The following is a 17,610-nucleotide window of genomic DNA, read 5'->3' on the forward strand; positions in this document are numbered from 1 at the left end:
CCCCGCACGCATGCGGCAGCCGCGGGAAATGCTGTGCCCGATGAGGTGGATCAGAACGTCGCGCGCAGGTTGAACAGTACGCGGCGCGGTTCGCCCCAGTAACCCGCGTTGAAAAAGCCGACGTTGCGGTAATACACCTTGTCGAACAGATTGGTGACCGTCACGCCCACGCTCAGGTTGTCATTGATGCGGTAGCGGCCCATCAGGTCGAACAGCACATAGCCGCCCTGGCTCATCCTGCCGTTGGCCGTTACCGGCGTGCCGTTGGCAGTGAAGCGTCCGGTGGGAATCGGCTGCACCTGGTAGATCTCGCTCTGCACGCTGAAGCCACCGCCCACCATCCATTTCCCGTAGCGGTAGGTCGTGTTGAAGCGTGCCAGGTGCATCGGGCTGGTGCTGGCAAAGCGGCTGCCATCGGGGTTGCTGCTGTAGCTGTAGGTGTAGCCGCCGGTCATGCTCCAGTGGTCGGTGATGGAGCCGGACACTTCGAACTCGCCGCCCTGGGTGGTGATGCCACGGCTGGCGATGTACGGCGAGCTGCCGTCTGGCAGCTTGATATCGCCGCCGTTGGGGTCCAGCTCGGCCACGTTGTCCTGCTTCATGTAGAAGCCGTTGAGCGAGGCATACAGGCGACCCCCAAAGAAGTCGCCCTTCAGGCCGTATTCGTAGTTGCCGCCGGTGGTCGGGTCGAGCAGCTGGTTGTTGATGTCGCGGCGCGCGGTGGCCTGGAACACGTCCGAGTAGCTGGCGAAGGCGGTGATGCTGCCGCTCAGGTCGTACAGCACCCCCACGTACGGGGTCAGCTGGTGCGCGCTGGTGCGCGCGCTGCGGCTGGTGAACACACCGTTGACGTCGTAATTGTCGGTGGTGGTGCGGTAATCGGAATAGCGCGCACCGGCGATGATCTTCAGCGGGTCGATCGGGTTCAGGCGCACGGCGCCGTAGTAGCCGGTCTCGGTGGTGTTCACCGTGTTGGACGGAATGCCGTAGTTGACGGTGCCCGGCTTGCCGATGTTGCCATCCCAGCCAAAGATGCTGGGGAAGGCCGCAACGTTGTACGGGCGCGAGGTGATGCCGGCGCGGATCGTGTCCAGGTCGCGGTCGTAGTGGTTGATGCCCGCCACCAGCTCATGCGAGCGGCCGAACAGCTGGAACGGTCCGGAGGCGTACAGGTCGAACGCATCTTCGCGGGTTTCCGACACCGAGTAGGTATCGGCGATACGCAGGCCCAGGCCGGTGGTCGCATCGGCCCAGTTGCCGGTGTTGGAACCGGCCAGCAGCAGCGAGTCGGTATCGGTGGCGCGGTGGTTGTAGGCCAGGCGGCCGCTCCAGCCAGCGCCGAACTGCTGTTCCAGGGTGGCGAAATAGTTGGTGCTCTCGCGGTTCCACTCGTTCCAGCGCGCTGCGGCACTGTAGGAGCGCGGCATGTGCGCGCGCGTGCCGTCGCGGAAGTACAGCGGCGAGGCGCTCCAGGCACCGCCATCGGAGCCGGTCTTCAGGTAGTCGATGCCGGCGCGCAGGCGGGTGCTGTCGGTCAGGTCGGCCTCGATCACGCCGTACAGGCTGGGCGATGTGTCGTGCTGGAAGCGCACCCAGCTTTCCTTGTCGGTGTAGGCACCGACGAAGCGACCACGCACGCGGCCGCCCTTGCTGAGCGGGCCGGACACATCCACTTCGGCGCGCTTGTAGTCCCACGAACCGGCGCTGAGGCTGGTGCTGGCCTGGAAGTGGTCGGTCGGGCGCTTGCGCACCATGTTGACCGTGGCCGATGGATTGCCCGAGCCGGTCACCAGGCCGCTGGCACCGCGCACGATTTCGATGCGCTCATACACCGAGGTGTCGCTGAGGATCGAGTTGCCGCCCGCACCGGTGGTGTAGTTGGTGGGAATGCCATCGAACATGAAATTGTTGATCGCAAAACCACGGGCGTTGAACAGCGTGCGGTTGCTGTCGTACGACTGCACGGTCACGCCCGGTGTCTGCTGCAGCACCTCGGAAATGGTGATGAGGTTGAAATCCTCGATGCGCTGCCGGGTAAACACGGTCAGCGACTGCGGCGTTTCGCGCAGGGTCAGCGGCAGCTTGGTGGCCGTGTTGGTGCCATAGACCTGGTAGCCCTCGGTACGCTGGGTGACCATCACCCGGTCCAGGTCAGTGGCGGCCGGTTCGGTGGTCGCCTGTTGGGCCATGGCCGGGGCCACAGCAAGAGCGAGGGACAAAGCAAGGGCATTCCGACGCAGGGCGCCAGTGCGGGTGGACATCATGGGAGGGCCTTCTAGGTCAGGAACGGGAAGTCGGGCGAGACGTGACCGGGGTGCGGAAGCTGAGCCAGAGCACCATTGCCCCGGCGCCTGCGGCGAGCACGCCGCACCAGCCAACAACACCCTGGGCCAGGCCCCAGGCTGCGATGCTGGCCAGCAGGCTGGCGCCCAGCCCGGCAACACCCAGCACGCGCAGCAGGCGATGGCGCGCAATGGCCGGTGCGTGGCCCACCACATCACGGTGGTGGCGTTCCATCGCCAGCGCCAGGCAGGCAAAGGCGGCGGCTGCCAGCAGCAGGGCGAGCAGGCTCATGCGCTGGCCTCGACGGCGGCGGTGCGCGCCGCGCGTGGCCTGCGCTGGGCAGGCACGAAGCGGTAGACCTTGCGTGCGGCCCACAACAGGCAGGCGCCGATCAGCAGCAGGCCGATATCGATGCCGGCCTTGGCACCGTCGCCTGCGGCCAGCGCGGTGATCGCACCGCCCTTCCATGCCACCAGGTTGTACAGCGGCAGGCCCAGCGCCAGCACACCGGCCAGCGCCAGCTGCTCCACCCATCCGCGTCGTGGCGCACGCAGCATCGCGTGCAGCATGCAGGCGGCCCATGCATAGAAGAACACCTTCACTTCGGCATCGCTGCGGTTGGCCACATCCAGCGGCAGCAGGCGATTGCCCCACAGGAAGGCCAGCATCGCCACCGGCAGGCCGGCCACGAAGCCGATGTTCAGGCGCTCCACGATGCGGAAGCCCAGGTGCGGGCGTGCGGGGTCGGGCAGCTGCGCACGCCGCTTCACCGTCCACAGCACCAGCCCGGTGGCGACCATCAAGGTACCGGCGATGCCGGATACGAAGAACAGCCAGCGCATCGTTGTCGGTGCAAAGCGCGCCGCGTGCAGGCCGATCATGCCGTCACGGGTGATCACGGCTGCCGAACGCGGTGCTGCCGCATCCAGAAGCCGGCCCTGTGCGTCGAAACCGAGAGTATCGGCGGCGCCGGCAATCTGGTCGCCCGGCTGTCGGCGCACGCTGATGCGCATTGCCGCATCACCCGGCTGGTCGATCTGCAGCGATGCCGCGTGGCCGCCACCCCATTGCACTTCAGCGCGGCGCAGCACATCGGCCAGGGCCGGCGGCACGGCCGCAATGCCGCTTGGCTGGACCTTCTCCGCACGCGGCAGCAGGTCTGCAAAGAAGGCGTCGCGGCCGCCGGGGTAGTTCGCATCCACCGCCCAGGGCATGTACAGCGTCATCAGGGTGATCAACCCGGTGTAGGTGATCATCAGGTGGAACGGCAGCGACAGCACCGCCAGCGCATTGTGGCCATCCAGCCAGGTGCGTTGGCCCTTGCTGCGGCGGAAGGTGAAGAAATCGCTGAAGATCTTCTTGTGGGTGATCACGCCGCTGATGATGGCCACCAGCATCAGCATCGAACATGCGCTGACGAACCAGCGTGCCCACAGTACCGGCACGTAGTGCAGGTCGAAGTGCAAGCGGTAGAAGAAGTTGCCGCCGCGCGTCTGGCGTACCTGCACCGGGTTGCCATCGGCATCCAGGGTGGCCTGGTTGGGATTGCGCTGGCCGCGCCGCCGTTCCTTTTCGCCCTGCGGTTGCCAGCTGACGGTGGTCGCGCTGCTGCGGTTGTCAGGCAGTTCGATGCTCCAGCGCTGCGCACCGGGTGCGCTGCGGGCGAGGAACTGCTGGGCCTGCGCGACCGCCGTTTCCGCATTGGCCGGCAGGCCGATTTCCGGCTGCATCCAGCGGGTCAGCTCTTCTTTCCAGTAAGCGGCGGTGCCGGCGATGAAGATCAGGAACAACACCCAGCCGACCACCAGGCCGGACCAGGTGTGCAGTACCGATTGCGATTGGCGGAAGCCACCGAGGTTGCTCATGCTCCACCGCCGCGCAGCAGCCAGGCCAGCACGGCGCCCAGCCCACCCGCCAGCAGCAGCCCCAGGCCGGCATGCACGGTGCTGCGCGCGGCGTAGACCCAGATCGCGGCCAGCGCGTAGACCACGAACGACAGCATGGTGGCCACCAGGGTCGCGTCGGCGGTGGCGGCGGGCAGCAGCCGCGCCAACGCGGCCGCCCAGCAGGCAGCCACGGCGTAGCCGCCCAGCAATGCCAACAGGCCACGGGCCCACAGCAGGCCATGGTTGCTGCCGCGTGCCACGCGTTTGGCCGGCGCGCTGCCGGCGGGAGATGAGGAGGTGGGTGCGGCCATTGCCGGTGTCAATAAGAATCGTATGCAATTGCGATTCGATGCTATTTGACACCGGTGGCGCTGTCGAGTCCCCCGTTCGGGGGATGCCGCTCCTCAATCGATCCTGCGCACCACGGTCTGGTCGGCGGCAAGCGGCCGCTCACCACTGCCCAGCGGCTGCATGTAGGGCAGGGCCTCGCCACTGCTGCGTTCGACCAGGGTCGAGTGCGCTTCGCCTGCGGCAAAGCAGTGACGCTCCCCCCATTGCCGCAGTGCCACCAGCAGCGGGAACAGATCGCGCCCGGCCCCGGTCAGCACGTAGTCCTGGTAGGCACTGCCATCCGCCGCCGGCTGCTGCGCCAGCAGGCCGGCCTCCACCAGCCGGCGCAGGCGGTCGCTGAGGATGTTGCGCGCCACGCCCAGGCTGCGCTGGAAATCGCCAAAGCGGCTGACACCATCGAAGGCGTCGCGGATGACCAGCAATGCCCAGCGGTCACCCAGCAACTCGACGCTGCGGGCCACGGGGCAGGGGCTCTGGGCGTGCATGGCAGCTCTCCTGAAATGTGGTTGCAGTTTAAAACCACAGGCGCTACCGTGCATCTGGTTTCAATTTGCAACTACATATATGACCCCTCTTTTGTCGCGCTCCCTGCTGACGCTGCTGGCCATTGCCGCCGGTGCCAGCGTGGCCAACGTCTACTTCGCGCAACCGCTGCTGGAGCGCCTCGCCCATGACTTCGCGCTGGATGCGGCGGTGGCCGGTGCCGTGGTCGCTGCCACCCAGGCCGGCAGCGTGCTGGCGTTGCTCGGGCTGCTGCCGCTGGCAGACCGGGGTGACCGTCGCCGCCTGCTGCGGCTGCAGCTGATCGCGCTGGTGGCGGCACTGCTGTGGCTGGCAGCGGCACGCAGCAGCACATGGCTGCTGTCGGGCATGCTGCTGGCCGGGCTGCTGGGTACCGCGCTTACCCAGGGATTGATCGCCTACACCGCCAACCTTGCCGCACCGGACCAGCGCGGGCGTGTCGTGGGCGCGGTGCAGGGCGGGGTGTTCATCGGCCTGTTGTCGGCGCGCGTGTTTTCCGGCGCGGTGGCCGCAATGGCCGGTTGGCGGGCGGTGTACGTGCTGTCGGCACTGCTGATGGCGGGGCTGGCGCTGTTGCTGTGGCGGCGCTTGCCGCCGGTACCGGTGTCGGCCGTGCCGCCTGCCTGGCGCGGGCTGCTGGGTTCGATGGCCGGCATGCTGCGGCATGACCGCGCACTGCGCGAACGTGGCCCGTTGGCGCTGCTGCTGTTCGCCGGTCTCAATGTGTTCTGGGCGGCCGCGCCGTTGCCGCTGTCAGCGCCACCGATGCAGTGGTCCACCGCCGCGATCGGTGCGCTGGGCCTGGCCGGCATCGTCGGTGCGCTGCTTGCCGCGCGGGTAGGCCACTGGATGGATCGCGGCCATGCCCACCGTGTCAGCCTGGGCGCGTTGCTGCTGATGCTGCTGGCATGGTGGCCGCTGCTGGGGCTGCCGCAGTCACTGGCCCTGCTGCTGCTGGGCGTGGTGGTGCTGGATCTGGGCGGACAGGCACTGCACGTGTCCAACCAGGCACTGCTGCTGCGCGCGCCGGCCGAACAGCACGGTCGCCTGGTGGCGTTGTACATGCTGTTCTACGCGGTGGGCAGTGGTGCCGGGGCCGCTGCCGGCACGTGGATGCAGGCGCGCCATGGCTGGCCTGCAGTGTGCGCATTGGGGGCCTGCATCGCGTTGCTGGCATTGCTGTGGTGGATGGCGTGGCGGAACGTTGCGGTGCCCGCAGCGCCCGCCGGATGCGCGGGCAGCGTGGACAGGTAGCGTCGACTGTCAGTCGAATGCTCTTCTGCCTGCGGCCTAGCGCGCCGAAAGCGCGCGCCGTCCGGGCGCTTCGGGCAGCCCTTCATCGGCCACCACCACGCGGTTGCGTCCTTGCCCCTTGGCCGCGTACATCGCCGCATCGGCGCGTGCCATCAGCCGCTCGTAATCGGGGTGACCGTCATGACCGGCCACGCCGATGCTGGCCGTCAACGCCAGCGTCCGGCCGTTGGGCAGGCTGACCGGTGATTGCGCGATCTGCCGGCGCAGGCTTTCGGCGATCACCGCTGCCTGCGGCTCGCTGGCTGCTACCAGCACTACCACGAACTCTTCGCCACCGTAGCGGAACAGGTAGTCGCTGCCACGGGTCTGCTGGCCAAGCAGCGCAGCCACGTGCTGCAACGCGCGATCGCCGGCATCGTGGCCGTGGCCGTCGTTGATCGCCTTGAAATGATCCAGGTCCAGCAGCAGCAGCGAGAACGGCGTGTGGTTGCGCGTGGACAACTCGATCTCACGGCGCAGCACGGTCGGCAGGAAGCGGCGGTTGAGCAGGTTGGTCAGTGCATCGCTGCCTGCGTCCAGCTCGCCGATGCGTTCAAACAGCAGCGTCATCAGGTTGCGGATGGTCGCCAGGTCTTCGCGGATCGTCGGCAGGGCCACCAGGCGCTGCGCCGGGTCTTCGTGGGTCGCGCGCTGCAGTCCGTTGTCGATGCGGGCCATCAGCTGGGCCACCTGCTGCGTTTCGCTGCTTTCACCGAAGCTGGGAATGCCCTTGTGGGTGAACCACAGGCCGAATTCCGAGGTTGCCAGGCTGGCGCTGTCACTGCCTGCGGCGTGGCCGGCGAGGGTGTACAGCAGGTTGTTCTCCCAATCCAGCAGCAAGGCACGCTGGCGCTCGCGCTCGGTGCTGACGTTCTGCACCAGCGAGAACAGCCGGTATGCAGCGTCGGTGCGCGAAGAGCGTTCACGGGCATGGGTATAGGCCAGCGTCATGCCTTCCATGGCGATGTCCATGATCGCACTGAGGCAATCGATCGCAGCGAAGGCGGTGTCGCTGTCACTGGCATCTGCGCGAAGGCGCAGGAAAAGTTCGTGCTTGAGCACGCGCGCGCCGCGCGTCACCAGGTCCACCGGGATGCCGACCCGCGCATGCACATCGCCGATCACGCGCTGGGCCGCGACCGTGGCGGCAATGCCGGCGACATCGGTGGTCAGCAACTGCGTCAGCCAGCGTTGCATCGCCGGCTGCAGGCGCTGCTTGACCTGCTCGTGGGACAGGAAACGGCGTGCACGCGTGTCCTGCAGCAGTACCTCATAGAAGCGCTGGGCCAGCATCGGTGGTGCGTCGGCGGCCGCTGCATGCAGCAACGCCGCCGCGGCGGGGCCGGCCTGCAGCAGGCAATGCTGCCAGGCCTGCGCCAGCGGCTGGCTGGCTTCATCCAGTTGGGGTGTATCCACGTCGATCTCCAGCGGCGCACAACAGACCACGGTAGCGGCCGCGATTGCCGTTGGTTGATGCCGGGTAAGCCGTGCAGTTTAAGCCCGATGCAGCCTTGGGCGGTGCGCAAAGCACAGGCGGGCCCCTGCTGCAATGCGTTGACGCATTTGAGAATCAATCGCATTGGTGGGAGAATGGCCGCACGGATCGACCTGCGGGTATGTGCAGCGGCGTTCCGCCTCCCCCTCGTCGCTGCCTCAAGCCCTTTGCCAGAGGCCCCGTTGCCCTGCCATAAGGTGTTTGATCATGTTCCCAGTCGTTGTTCTTTCGCCGCGCCCGCTGGCGCTTGCCGTGGCCGCCCTGTTGGGCGCCGGTGCATTGACCGCCCGGGCCGAAAACGACGCCACCGATATCGACACGGTGCATGTCACCGCTTCGCAGATCGCACGGCAGGCGCTGGGCACTTCGACCATCACCGCCGAGGACATCGCCAAGCGGCCGCCGGCCAATGACATCGCCGAACTGCTGCGCACCATGCCCGGCGTCAACCTGACCGGCAACAGCGCATCGGGCCAGTACGGCAACAACCGGCAGATCGACCTGCGTGGCATGGGGCCGGAAAACACCCTGATCCTGGTCGATGGCAAACGCATCGGTGCCCGTGATGCGGTGCGCATGGGCCGCAGCGGTGAACGCAACACCCGCGGTGACACCAACTGGGTGCCGGCGGAAATGATCGAGCGCATCGAAGTGCTGCGTGGTCCGGCCGCCGCGCGCTATGGCTCGGGCGCTTCGGGCGGCGTGGTCAACATCATCACCAAGCGCCCGACCGGCGATCTCAGCGGCGCCGTCGATCTGTATGGCCTGGTGCCCGAGCACAGCGCCGAGGGTGGCAGCGAACGGGTGGGTCTGCAGCTGAGCGGGCCGATGACCGATACCCTGTCGTTCCGCCTGTACGGCAACCTCAACAGGACCGACGCCGATTCGCTGGAGCTCAACCGTGACTTCTCCACCGGCGCGACCGCCGTACCGCCGGCGGGGCGCGAAGGTGTCAAGAACCGCGACGTCAATGCGCTGCTGCGCTGGGACGTGACCGCAAACCAGGTGGTCGAATTCGAGGCCGGCACCAGCCGGCAGGGCAACATCTACGCCGGCGACCGCGCCGTCAGCACCACCGGCACTTCCACCGGTGTCGACCTGGCAGCGCTGGCCGACGAGCAGGCCGAGACCAACCGCATGTACCGCACTACCGGGGCGATCACCCATCGCGGCCGCTGGGGGGATGTGACCTCGCGGGTCACCGCAGCGGTGGAGGCCGTCAACAACTCGCGCATCAACGAAGGCCTGGCCGGTGGCCCGGAAGGCAGCTTCAACGGCACCGACTGGTCGACCTCGCGCCTGCGCAATTACCAGCTGGATGGCGAGGTCAGCTTCCCGGCCACGATCGGTGGCGCCGAGAACGTGTGGACGCTGGGCTTCGAGCACCTGGACAGCCGCCTGACCGATCCGTATTCGATGAGCCAGTCCAGCAGCAGTGGTGGCGGCCTGCCGGGCCTTTCGCCCGATCGCGCGCGCGGCAAGGCCGATGCACAGACCACCGCGGTGTTCGTGGAAGACAACATCTACCTGGGCGAGCGCTGGATCGTCACGCCGGGCCTGCGCTTTGACCACCACAGCCAGTTCGGCAACAACAGCAGCCCCAGCCTCAATGCGCAGTTCCGCATCAACAGCGACTGGGTGGTGAAGGGTGGCATCGCGCGTGCATTCAAGGCGCCGAACCTGTACCAGTCCAACCCCGACTATCTGTACTACACCCGTGGCAATGGCTGCCCGAACGCGCTGCCGAGCCTGGGTGCCGGCTGCTACATGCGCGGCAATGCCGATCTGAAGGCCGAGACCAGCCTGAACAAGGAACTGGGCATCGAGTGGGCGCCGCAGAGCGGCTGGCAGGCCTCGCTGACCTACTTCCACAACGATTACAAGGACAAGATCCAGGCCGGCTATGAACAGATCGGCCTGACCGCCGACACCAAGGGCCGCATCTTCCGTTGGGAAAACGCGCCGAAGGCGATCGTGCAGGGGCTTGAAGGCAACCTGGTGGTTCCGCTGCTGGGCGAGCAGGGCGATCGCCTGAAGTGGAGCAACAACTTCACCTACATGGTGGAGAACGAGAACAAGACCACCGGCCAGCCGCTGTCGGTCATTCCCAAGTACACCATCAACACCATGCTCGACTGGCAGGCCACCGAGCAGCTGTCGCTGCTGCTGACCGGCACCTTCTATGGCAAGCAGGAGCCGGCTACCGCCAACATCAACAACGATCCGCGCTGCAGCGGCAGCTGCGATGCGTCCACCGTGCTGCAGACCCGTGGCGCGTACAACATCTGGGGCGTGAGCGCGCGCTACAAGGTGACCGACACCGTCAGCGTGGGCCTGGGTGTGAACAACCTGGCCGACAAGCGCCTGTTCCGCGAGGCCAACAGCAGCGATGCCGGTGCAGCGACCTACAACGAGCCGGGCCGCGCGTACTGGGCCAGCCTGCGTTTCGGTTTCTGACCCGATGAGCGCTGCGCCGGGGCGGTTCCCGGCGCAGCCTGATGGCTTACTTCACCTGCCGGCAATCGCGCAGGTGGACACCACCGGTGTCCATCCTGTCGACCACACCTTCCAGCTTCACCCAGTCGTTCTCGCGCAGGGTGGCGCCCAGGGCCATCTGATCCGGGGCCAGCGCACAGTGCACGGTGAAGTTGGCGTTGTTGTCGTCGTTCGACTGGCGTCCGCCGATGCCACCGATGCCCTTCATCTTGGTGACCAGATAGCCCACCTCGAAGGTCTTGGCGAAGCGGTTGGCTTGGGCGGTGTAGACCTGGCCATCGATGATGAAACGACGGCCGAAATACTTGACGAGCAACGGCTGGTACATCGCTTCGGTATCCGGCGGGGTGCTGGTGCCGGAGAACAGCGCCTTGAGCGGTGCGGTATTGATCTCACGCTGCAGCCGCTTGGAGTCCTTGCCCATTTCGGTGGACATGCCGACCGCGGTGGCCTGGATCGGCTTGTCGAAGCCGCTGGAGACACGCACGGCTTCGGCGATCGCCTCGCCTTCGGGGCCGGTCTTGAGTTTGTCCAGCCAACCGCACAGCGCGCTGCGTGCGTCCTCTTCCTTGGCGGTCTGCCCGCGTGACAGCTTGGTGCCGACCACCACGTTGCCGCCATTGGAGGCAGTGATGATGCTGACCAGCGGCATCTTCGTGTCGGTCTGAAGCACGTACATCTGGCCTTCGGTCTCGGTGATGACATCACCGCTGACGAAATTGTTGCCCTCATCAAGTGCCGCCTTGCGCAGCTGGCCCAGCGCACTGCGGGGCTTCAGGCCGGGAAGGGTGACCTCGGAGGTGAAGAACTGGCCATTGCGGGGGTCACCTACCGAGCGGAAGTTCTGCTGGCAGGTCTTGGCCGAGGCGCTTGCGGCCATGCCCAGCGCGCAGGCCACGGCGACGACGACCCAGGGGGTCTTGGTAGTCCACATGTTCCGGATTCCTTGTGCTTGAGTGTCCATTGCGGGCAGCAACGCCGAGGCGATCCGGCTGCCCGTTCCCCTTCCAGAGGGGATGCGGTCATCATAGTGTGGCCCGTTACGGGCGCAGCCGCAGCGACCCACGTCGCGGATGCTGCAATGTTATAAACACCGTGATAGTTTCCCAACGCCCCTCGGCGTAGCCTGCCTCCCATCGCAAAGGAGCTGTTGCCATGGGTCACGACCACGATCACCTGCCGTCCGAGATCCGCCACGAGAAACCCTTGTGGTGGGCGCTCGGGCTGACGTCCACCTTCCTCATCGTGGAAGTGGTCGGCGCATTCTGGACCAACAGCCTGGCGCTGCTGTCCGACGCTGCGCACATGGCCACCGATACCCTGGCGCTGATGATCGCGCTGGTCGCCGTACGCCTCAGCCGGCGTCCGCCCGATGCACGACGCACCTACGGTTATGCGCGCCTTGAAGCACTGGGTGCGATGATCAACGGCGCGATGCTGTTCGTGGTCGCCGGCTACATCCTGTGGGAAGCCATCGGCCGCTTCCGCCAGCCCCAGGAAATCGCGTCCACCGGCATGCTGGTGATCGCCGCCGTCGGTCTGGTCATCAACATGATTTCGATGCGCCTGCTGCAGGCCGGCAGTGGCGAGAGCCTGAACGTGAAAGGCGCCTATCTGGAAGTCTGGGCCGACATGCTGGGCTCGGTCGCGGTGATTGCCGGCGCGTTGCTGATCCAATGGACCGGATGGAAGCCGATCGACCCGATCCTGGCCGTGCTGATCGGCCTGTGGGTGCTGCCGCGCACCTACGTGCTGATGCGCGAAGCCATCAACGTGCTGCTGGAAGGCGTGCCCAAGGGCATGGACGTGGCCAGGGTCCGCGATCGCCTTTCCGATCACGACGCGGTGCTGGACGTGCATGACCTGCACGTCTGGGCGCTGGCATCCAGCACGCCGGCGCTGACCGCGCACATCGTGATGCGCGAAGGCGACGACGCTGACCACCTGCGTCGCGAACTCGGTGATCGCCTGCACGATGATTTTGGCATCGAACACGTGACCCTGCAGATCGAAGCCGACCACTGCGGCGAAGCCTGTGGCCAGCCGTCAGCGGCGAAGGATGACGATCATGCCGGGCACGATCACGCCGCCACCGATGCCCAGGGCCATCGTGGTCACGTGCATCGCTGAAGCAGGTGTGGCGGCCGGTGCCCGGCGCTACCTCTGTTCGTCGCGCCGCGAGGCCAGCCGATCCGCCAGCCGGGTCGGCTCCGGCAGCCGATAGCCGCGCAGCGTGCGCTGCACCCACGCCAGCGCGGTATCGGCGCTGACCCGATGGCCGCCGGCCACGAACAAGGGCTTGCAGCGCAGCTTGCTGCGCAGTACCCAGCCCAGCTGCTCGCCGCCGTCCATCAACGGCGTATGCGCGCCGGCCTCGGGGTCGGGCTCGATGTAACGGCCCACCAGCTTCGATTTGGCCACGCCGATGCTCGGCAGGTCGGTCACCACGCCCAGGTGGGCGGCAATGCCCAGCCGGCGCGGATGGCTGATGCCGTGGCCATCGACGAACACCAGGTCCGGTGCGCGCGGCAGCAACGCCAACGCGGCCAGCAGCGCGGGCAGTTCGCGGAAGCTGAGCAGGCCCGGGATATAGGGCATCACCGTAGGAATGCGGGTGATTTCCTGCACCACCGGCTGCAGGGTTTCCGCATCAAGCAGGACCGCGGCGGCACGGGTCACCGCACCATCCTGCTCGAAGCCGACATCCAGCCCGGCCAGCCAGCGCACGCTGGCGGGCAGGCGGTCCTGCCGCTGCACGCGGGTGGCCAGCCGTTTCTGCTGCTCGCGGGCAGCGCTGACGCTGCCTTCCCAGCGCCCGGGATCGATCACTGTATTCATCGGCCACAGGATGACATCCATGCCGCCACGGCGCGGTGAGCGGGCGCCGGGGCTACAATGGCCGCCTGCCTTTCCTCGCGTTGGAGACCCTGCAGTGACCCGTAAACTCGTACTGTTGCGCCATGGCCAGAGCCAGTGGAACCTGGACAACCGCTTCACCGGCTGGGTCGACGTCGACCTGACCGAGCAGGGGCGCCGGGAAGCGGCCGCCGCTGGCCGCCTGATGCGCGAAGAGGGCCTGCAGTTCGATGTTGCCCACACCTCCGTGCTCAAGCGCGCCATCCACACCCTGCAGGGAGCGCTGGCCGAGCTCGACCAGGACTGGCTGCCGGTGAGCAAGTCCTGGCGCCTCAATGAGCGCCACTACGGTGGCCTGCAAGGGCTGGACAAGGCCGAAACCGCTGCCAAGCACGGCGAGGACCAGGTCAAGGTGTGGCGCCGTTCGTACGACATCCCGCCGCCGGCGATGGACCTGGAAGATCCGGGTCACCCGATCCACGACCGTCGTTACGCCGGCCTGGACCGCAACGCGCTGCCGGGCACCGAATCGCTGGCGACCACGCTCGACCGCGTGCTGCCGTACTGGCACGACGCCATCGCGCCGCAGTTGAAGGATGGCAAGACCGTGCTGGTCACCGCCCACGGCAACTCGCTGCGCGCGTTGTACAAGTACCTCAACAACGTGTCGCGCGAGGAAATCCTCGAGCTGAACATTCCGACCGGCATCCCGCTGCTGTTCGAGTTGAACGACGACCTCACCGTGAAGTCGTTCCGCTACCTGGGCGACCCGGAAGCGGCACGCAAGGCCGCTGAAGCCGTGGCCAACCAGGGCAAGGCGCGGTAGATACCCACCGTTGGTGGGTATTCCCCTGCAGGGTGTGTGCGGACCAACGGCCCGCACCTACCCGATTGCGACCACGGGCGTTCCCCCTGTGACCTTTGGCCGGTCCCCACCATCGCCGCAGCGGCTACGCTGGACGATTCGCCGTTGGAGACACGCCATGAACGTCCGCAACCTGGTCCCGCTGGGCCTGACCATCGCCATCGCTGCTTCGCTCGCCGCTTGCGGCAAGAACGAGACCGCGCCCGCGGCCGACACCGCCAAGCCGGCCTTCGACCAGTCGCAGATCAAGACCGCGCTGATCAGCCTCAATGGCGCCGATCTTGATCCGTCCATCGCCGCGTGTACCGACCTCAACGGCTTCGTCAACAGCAAGTGGCTGAAGGCCAACCCGGTGCCGGGCGACCAGACCACCTGGGGCAGCTTCGAAATCCTGCGCGAGCGCTCGCTGGAAGTGCAGCACGCGCTGGTGCAGCAGGCTGCTGCCAGCCAGGCCAAGGCCGGTTCGGTGGAAGCCAAGATCGGTGACATCTGGAAGACCGGCAACGACGAAGCGAAGATCGAAGCGGCGGGCCTCGCTCCGTTGCAGCCGACGCTGGACAAGATCACCGCGCTGAACGACACCGCCGCCATCACCCAGTACCTGCGCGACAGCCAGGCGCAGGGCCAGGGCGTGCTGTTCTCGCTGTTTGCCAATGCCGACTACAAGGATTCGGCCAACGTCATCGCCTATGTGGGCCAGGGCGGTCTCGGCCTGCCGGAGAAGGGCTATTACTTCGACGACGCGCAGGCCAAGATCCGCGACGCCTACGTTGCCTACATCGCGCAGGTGCTGACCCTGTCCGGCGTGGACGCGGCCCAGGCGGCCGAGCAGGCCAAGGCCGTGATGGCGTTCGAGACCCGTCTGGCCAAGGCGTCGATGTCGCGTATCGAGATGCGCGACCCGGCCAAGCGCTACAACCCGCTCAGCGCGGCCGACGCCGACAAGTTGACCCCGAACTTCAGCTGGACCTCGCTGTTTGACACCCTGAAGGTGCCGGCCGCGCAGAAGTTCTCGCTGGCACAGCCGGGCTTCTTCGGCGAAATGGACAAGATGCTGGCCGACACGATGCCGACCACATGGCAGGCCTATCTGCGCTTCCACACCATCGACGATGCCTCGCCGTACCTGAGCAGCCAGTTCGAAAAGGCCAACTTCGAGTTCTATGGCAAGACCCTGCGCGGCCAGCAGGAAATGCAGCCGCGCTGGAAGCGTGTGCTGGAGTCGGTCAACGGCGGCATGGGCGAAGCGCTCGGCCAGCTGTATGTCGATGCGGTGTTCCCGGCCGAATCCAAGGTGGCGATGCAGCACCTGGTGGAAAACCTCTCGGTAGCGCTGAAGGCGCGACTGGAGAAGCTGCCGTGGATGGGCGAAGAAACCAGGAAGAAGGCGCTGGAGAAGTGGGCCAGCTTCACCCCGAAGATCGGCTACCCGGACAAGTGGCGTGAGTGGACGGGCCTGCAGACCAACGGCGACAGCTACCTGGGCAACATGCAGGCGGCGCGCGCGTTCAACTACCGCTACATGCTGGACAAGGTCGGCAAGCCGGTGGACAAGACCGAGTGGGGCATGACCCCGCAGACCGTCAACGCCTACTACAACGCCACCAAGAACGAGATCGTGTTCCCGGCGGCGATCCTGCAGGCGCCGTTCTTCGACGCCAAGGCCGATCCGGCGCTGAACTACGGCGGCATCGGTGCGGTCATCGGCCACGAGATGATGCACGGCTACGACGATTCGGGCAGCCAGTTCGCCGCCAACGGCAACTTCGACAACTGGTGGACCGACAGTGATCGCAAGGCCTTCACCGAGCGTACCGACCAGCTGGTCGCACAGTTCGACGGCTATGAGTCGGTGCCGGGCGTGTTCGTCAAGGGCAAGCTGACCCTGGGCGAGAACATCGGCGACCTCGGTGGCCTGACCGTGGCCTATGACGCGCTGCAGATGGCGTTGAAGGAAGACCCGAAGGCGAATGTCGAGGTCGACGGCCACAGCCAGGACCAGCGCTTCTTCATGAACTGGGCCACCGTGTGGCGCCGCAACTTCACCGATGGTGAGCTGCGCGTGCGCCTGAACACCGACCCGCACGCGCCGGCGAACTTCCGTGCCAATGGCGCGCCGTCGAACATGCCGTCCTATGCCGCTGCGTTCCAGTGCAAGGCCGGCGATGCGATGGTGCGTGCCGACGACAAGCGCGTGGTGATCTGGTAACCGATCGCCCATAACGCGTGAAGCAGAAGGCCCGGCATATGCCGGGCCTTCTCGTTATGGCCGGCTACGGCGTGTTGACGCTCAGGCCGGGCACTTCAGATACTGCGACAACGTGGCCTGCCATGCGCTGGCTGGGTCGAAGCCGGGTACCAGTCCGCCGCCGGTGCCGGTGAAGCTGGACATGCCATGGGACAGCATGTAAGTGGGCGGATAGGACGGCGGTCCCACGCGCTTGCTGAAGGCACATATTCCGGCGACATAGGCGGGAGCCTTGTCGGGGGAAAGCTGGGCCTTCAGGGCGCTGTCGAAGCGGCCCAGATTCTCTTCACCCAGGGCCGAGCCAGCCATCGCTTTCAGCGCGCCGTAGGCACTGTGTGCGGTCTCGTCAGCCACGCGCTGGCGGTCGAAATGCGAAAACACGCCGGCGATGTTGTAGAGATCGATGGCGTCCTGCATGCGTCCATCCTGCACACAACGCGGCAGGGCATTCATCAACGCGGCAGGCGAGGTGGCGGCGGTGATCTGGCTGCGCGACAGGCACGCGGCAGCAGGCGAGTCATTGCTGTCTTCACTGGCCTGGGCGAACGCTGCCGTGGCCAGCAGCAACAGTCCCAGCGGTGCCGCGGTGCGGATGTTTCCTTTCATGGGCGGTGCTCCTCATAAGCGGTCAGGCCATCTGTGGCCAGCCCTCAGCTTGCGAGGATCGCTCCGGCTGTGCAAGCCGGAGGCCATGCAGACAGCCCCATCTACGCCAGCTCCGGCTGCCGCGCCAGCATGCGGTGGAAACGTCGCAGTACGTAGGGATCGATCAGGCCATCGGCCTGCTCATCAAGTATCCGCAGTACCACGTCATGCTCCATCGCCGCGCGATACGGGCGTGCGCTGGTCATCGCATCGTAGGCATCTGCAATGGTGACGATGCGTGCACCCAGCGGAATGCGCTCTCCGTGCAGTCCATCGGGATAGCCGCTGCCATCGAATGCTTCGTGGTGGGCCCGGATCAGGCGTGCGACCGGTGCTGCATCACTGCGGCCGGTCGCCAGGAAGATGTGCTCGCCTCGAACGGGATGCTCGCGCATGATCTCGCGCTCTTGCTCGCTGTGGCGACGTGGACTCAGCAGCACCTCATCGGGGATGCCGATCTTGCCGATGTCGTGGAAGCGCGCGGCCAGGCCGACCTGCGCGGACGCATCATCATCAAGGTCGCATTGTGTGGCCAGGCGCTGTGCAAGCAGCCCTACGCGGTCGCAATGGTGGCGGGTATAGGCATCACGCATCTGCAATGACATCGACAGCGCATCGATCAGGCAGGCCTGCGCGTGCAGGAGGTCAGGAGGTTTGAAGTGTGGCATCG

Annotated in this window: 15 protein-coding genes; 5 read left to right on the forward strand and 10 right to left on the reverse strand. The window is 66.4% G+C overall.

What is annotated here, in order from left to right; translation table 11 throughout:
* Positions 1 to 50: 50 nt before the first annotated feature.
* From ACVOLJ_RS06325 to ACVOLJ_RS06345, 5 genes are all read right to left on the reverse strand, one after another.
* Complete coding sequence (locus ACVOLJ_RS06325; protein WP_481563728.1) at positions 51 to 2,189, reverse strand: TonB-dependent siderophore receptor; 2,139 nt, start codon at positions 2,187 to 2,189, stop codon at positions 51 to 53.
* A gap of 91 nt (positions 2,190 to 2,280) precedes the next feature.
* Positions 2,281 to 2,574: a DUF3325 domain-containing protein gene (locus ACVOLJ_RS06330; protein ID WP_475277851.1), complete on the reverse strand. Its 294-nt coding sequence runs from the start codon at positions 2,572 to 2,574 to the stop codon at positions 2,281 to 2,283.
* Positions 2,571 to 4,148, reverse strand: a complete 1,578-nt coding sequence (locus tag ACVOLJ_RS06335) for a PepSY-associated TM helix domain-containing protein (protein ID WP_475277852.1) — start codon at positions 4,146 to 4,148, stop codon at positions 2,571 to 2,573. Before ACVOLJ_RS06335 ends, ACVOLJ_RS06330 begins: the two co-directional genes overlap by 4 nt.
* Positions 4,145 to 4,480, reverse strand: a complete 336-nt coding sequence (locus ACVOLJ_RS06340; protein WP_475277853.1) for a hypothetical protein — start codon at positions 4,478 to 4,480, stop codon at positions 4,145 to 4,147. Before ACVOLJ_RS06340 ends, ACVOLJ_RS06335 begins: the two co-directional genes overlap by 4 nt.
* Positions 4,481 to 4,573: 93 nt before the next feature.
* Positions 4,574 to 5,005: a winged helix-turn-helix transcriptional regulator gene (locus tag ACVOLJ_RS06345; RefSeq protein ID WP_475277854.1), complete on the reverse strand. Its 432-nt coding sequence runs from the start codon at positions 5,003 to 5,005 to the stop codon at positions 4,574 to 4,576.
* A gap of 79 nt (positions 5,006 to 5,084) precedes the next feature.
* On the opposite strand from ACVOLJ_RS06345, the gene ACVOLJ_RS06350 reads away from it, so the two are divergent.
* On the forward strand, positions 5,085 to 6,296 hold the full coding sequence (locus tag ACVOLJ_RS06350) for an MFS transporter (protein ID WP_475277855.1): 1,212 nt from the start codon (positions 5,085 to 5,087) through the stop codon (positions 6,294 to 6,296).
* 36 nt (positions 6,297 to 6,332) lie between these two features.
* Here ACVOLJ_RS06350 and ACVOLJ_RS06355 read toward each other — a convergent pair whose 3' ends face one another.
* A complete protein-coding gene (locus tag ACVOLJ_RS06355; RefSeq protein WP_475277856.1) occupies positions 6,333 to 7,751 on the reverse strand; it encodes a GGDEF domain-containing protein in 1,419 nt (472 codons plus the stop codon).
* 286 nt (positions 7,752 to 8,037) lie between these two features.
* Here ACVOLJ_RS06355 and ACVOLJ_RS06360 point away from each other — a divergent pair, with 286 nt between their 5' ends.
* Positions 8,038 to 10,287, forward strand: coding sequence for a TonB-dependent siderophore receptor (locus ACVOLJ_RS06360; protein WP_481563729.1), 2,250 nt, complete (start codon positions 8,038 to 8,040; stop codon positions 10,285 to 10,287).
* A 46-nt stretch (positions 10,288 to 10,333) separates the two neighbouring features.
* Here the strand turns inward: ACVOLJ_RS06360 and ACVOLJ_RS06365 are convergent, their stop codons facing one another.
* Complete coding sequence (locus ACVOLJ_RS06365) at positions 10,334 to 11,260, reverse strand: hypothetical protein (protein WP_475277858.1); 927 nt, start codon at positions 11,258 to 11,260, stop codon at positions 10,334 to 10,336.
* 221 nt (positions 11,261 to 11,481) lie between these two features.
* On the opposite strand from ACVOLJ_RS06365, the gene ACVOLJ_RS06370 reads away from it, so the two are divergent.
* The gene (locus tag ACVOLJ_RS06370; RefSeq protein ID WP_481563730.1) at positions 11,482 to 12,456 is read left to right on the forward strand and encodes a cation diffusion facilitator family transporter; all 975 of its coding nucleotides are present in this window, start codon (positions 11,482 to 11,484) and stop codon (positions 12,454 to 12,456) included.
* A 27-nt stretch (positions 12,457 to 12,483) separates the two neighbouring features.
* Here the strand turns inward: ACVOLJ_RS06370 and nfi are convergent, their stop codons facing one another.
* Complete coding sequence (nfi, locus tag ACVOLJ_RS06375; protein ID WP_481563731.1) at positions 12,484 to 13,164, reverse strand: deoxyribonuclease V; 681 nt, start codon at positions 13,162 to 13,164, stop codon at positions 12,484 to 12,486.
* Between the two features lie 94 nt (positions 13,165 to 13,258).
* Here nfi and gpmA point away from each other — a divergent pair, with 94 nt between their 5' ends.
* Both gpmA and ACVOLJ_RS06385 read left to right on the forward strand, forming a co-directional pair.
* Positions 13,259 to 14,008 (forward strand): 2,3-diphosphoglycerate-dependent phosphoglycerate mutase, encoded by a 750-nt coding sequence (gene gpmA / locus ACVOLJ_RS06380; protein ID WP_088100450.1) that lies wholly within the window; start codon positions 13,259 to 13,261, stop codon positions 14,006 to 14,008.
* A 157-nt stretch (positions 14,009 to 14,165) separates the two neighbouring features.
* Entirely contained in the window at positions 14,166 to 16,256 is a 2,091-nt protein-coding gene (locus ACVOLJ_RS06385; protein ID WP_481563732.1) for a M13 family metallopeptidase, read from the forward strand.
* An 81-nt stretch (positions 16,257 to 16,337) separates the two neighbouring features.
* Here ACVOLJ_RS06385 and ACVOLJ_RS06390 read toward each other — a convergent pair whose 3' ends face one another.
* Both ACVOLJ_RS06390 and ACVOLJ_RS06395 read right to left on the reverse strand, forming a co-directional pair.
* Positions 16,338 to 16,901, reverse strand: a complete 564-nt coding sequence (locus ACVOLJ_RS06390) for a hypothetical protein (protein ID WP_481563733.1) — start codon at positions 16,899 to 16,901, stop codon at positions 16,338 to 16,340.
* A gap of 101 nt (positions 16,902 to 17,002) precedes the next feature.
* Complete coding sequence (locus ACVOLJ_RS06395; protein WP_475277864.1) at positions 17,003 to 17,608, reverse strand: HD-GYP domain-containing protein; 606 nt, start codon at positions 17,606 to 17,608, stop codon at positions 17,003 to 17,005.
* Positions 17,609 to 17,610 lie beyond the last annotated feature (2 nt).

It is taken from the genome of Stenotrophomonas sp. STEN046 (assembly GCF_056759755.1).

Coding starts and splice junctions, on each gene's coding strand:
- ACVOLJ_RS06325 (WP_481563728.1), bottom strand. CDS start 2,189: ATGGCCCAACAGGCGACCACCGAACCGGCCGCCACTGACCTGGACCGG.
- ACVOLJ_RS06330 (WP_475277851.1), bottom strand. CDS start 2,574: ATGAGCCTGCTCGCCCTGCTGCTGGCAGCCGCCGCCTTTGCCTGCCTG.
- ACVOLJ_RS06335 (WP_475277852.1), bottom strand. CDS start 4,148: ATGAGCAACCTCGGTGGCTTCCGCCAATCGCAATCGGTACTGCACACC.
- ACVOLJ_RS06340 (WP_475277853.1), bottom strand. CDS start 4,480: ATGGCCGCACCCACCTCCTCATCTCCCGCCGGCAGCGCGCCGGCCAAA.
- ACVOLJ_RS06345 (WP_475277854.1), bottom strand. CDS start 5,005: ATGCACGCCCAGAGCCCCTGCCCCGTGGCCCGCAGCGTCGAGTTGCTG.
- ACVOLJ_RS06350 (WP_475277855.1), top strand. CDS start 5,085: ATGACCCCTCTTTTGTCGCGCTCCCTGCTGACGCTGCTGGCCATTGCC.
- ACVOLJ_RS06360 (WP_481563729.1), top strand. CDS start 8,038: ATGTTCCCAGTCGTTGTTCTTTCGCCGCGCCCGCTGGCGCTTGCCGTG.
- ACVOLJ_RS06365 (WP_475277858.1), bottom strand. CDS start 11,260: ATGTGGACTACCAAGACCCCCTGGGTCGTCGTCGCCGTGGCCTGCGCG.
- ACVOLJ_RS06370 (WP_481563730.1), top strand. CDS start 11,482: ATGGGTCACGACCACGATCACCTGCCGTCCGAGATCCGCCACGAGAAA.
- nfi (WP_481563731.1), bottom strand. CDS start 13,164: ATGAATACAGTGATCGATCCCGGGCGCTGGGAAGGCAGCGTCAGCGCT.
- ACVOLJ_RS06385 (WP_481563732.1), top strand. CDS start 14,166: ATGAACGTCCGCAACCTGGTCCCGCTGGGCCTGACCATCGCCATCGCT.
- ACVOLJ_RS06390 (WP_481563733.1), bottom strand. CDS start 16,901: ATGAAAGGAAACATCCGCACCGCGGCACCGCTGGGACTGTTGCTGCTG.
- ACVOLJ_RS06395 (WP_475277864.1), bottom strand. CDS start 17,608: ATGCCACACTTCAAACCTCCTGACCTCCTGCACGCGCAGGCCTGCCTG.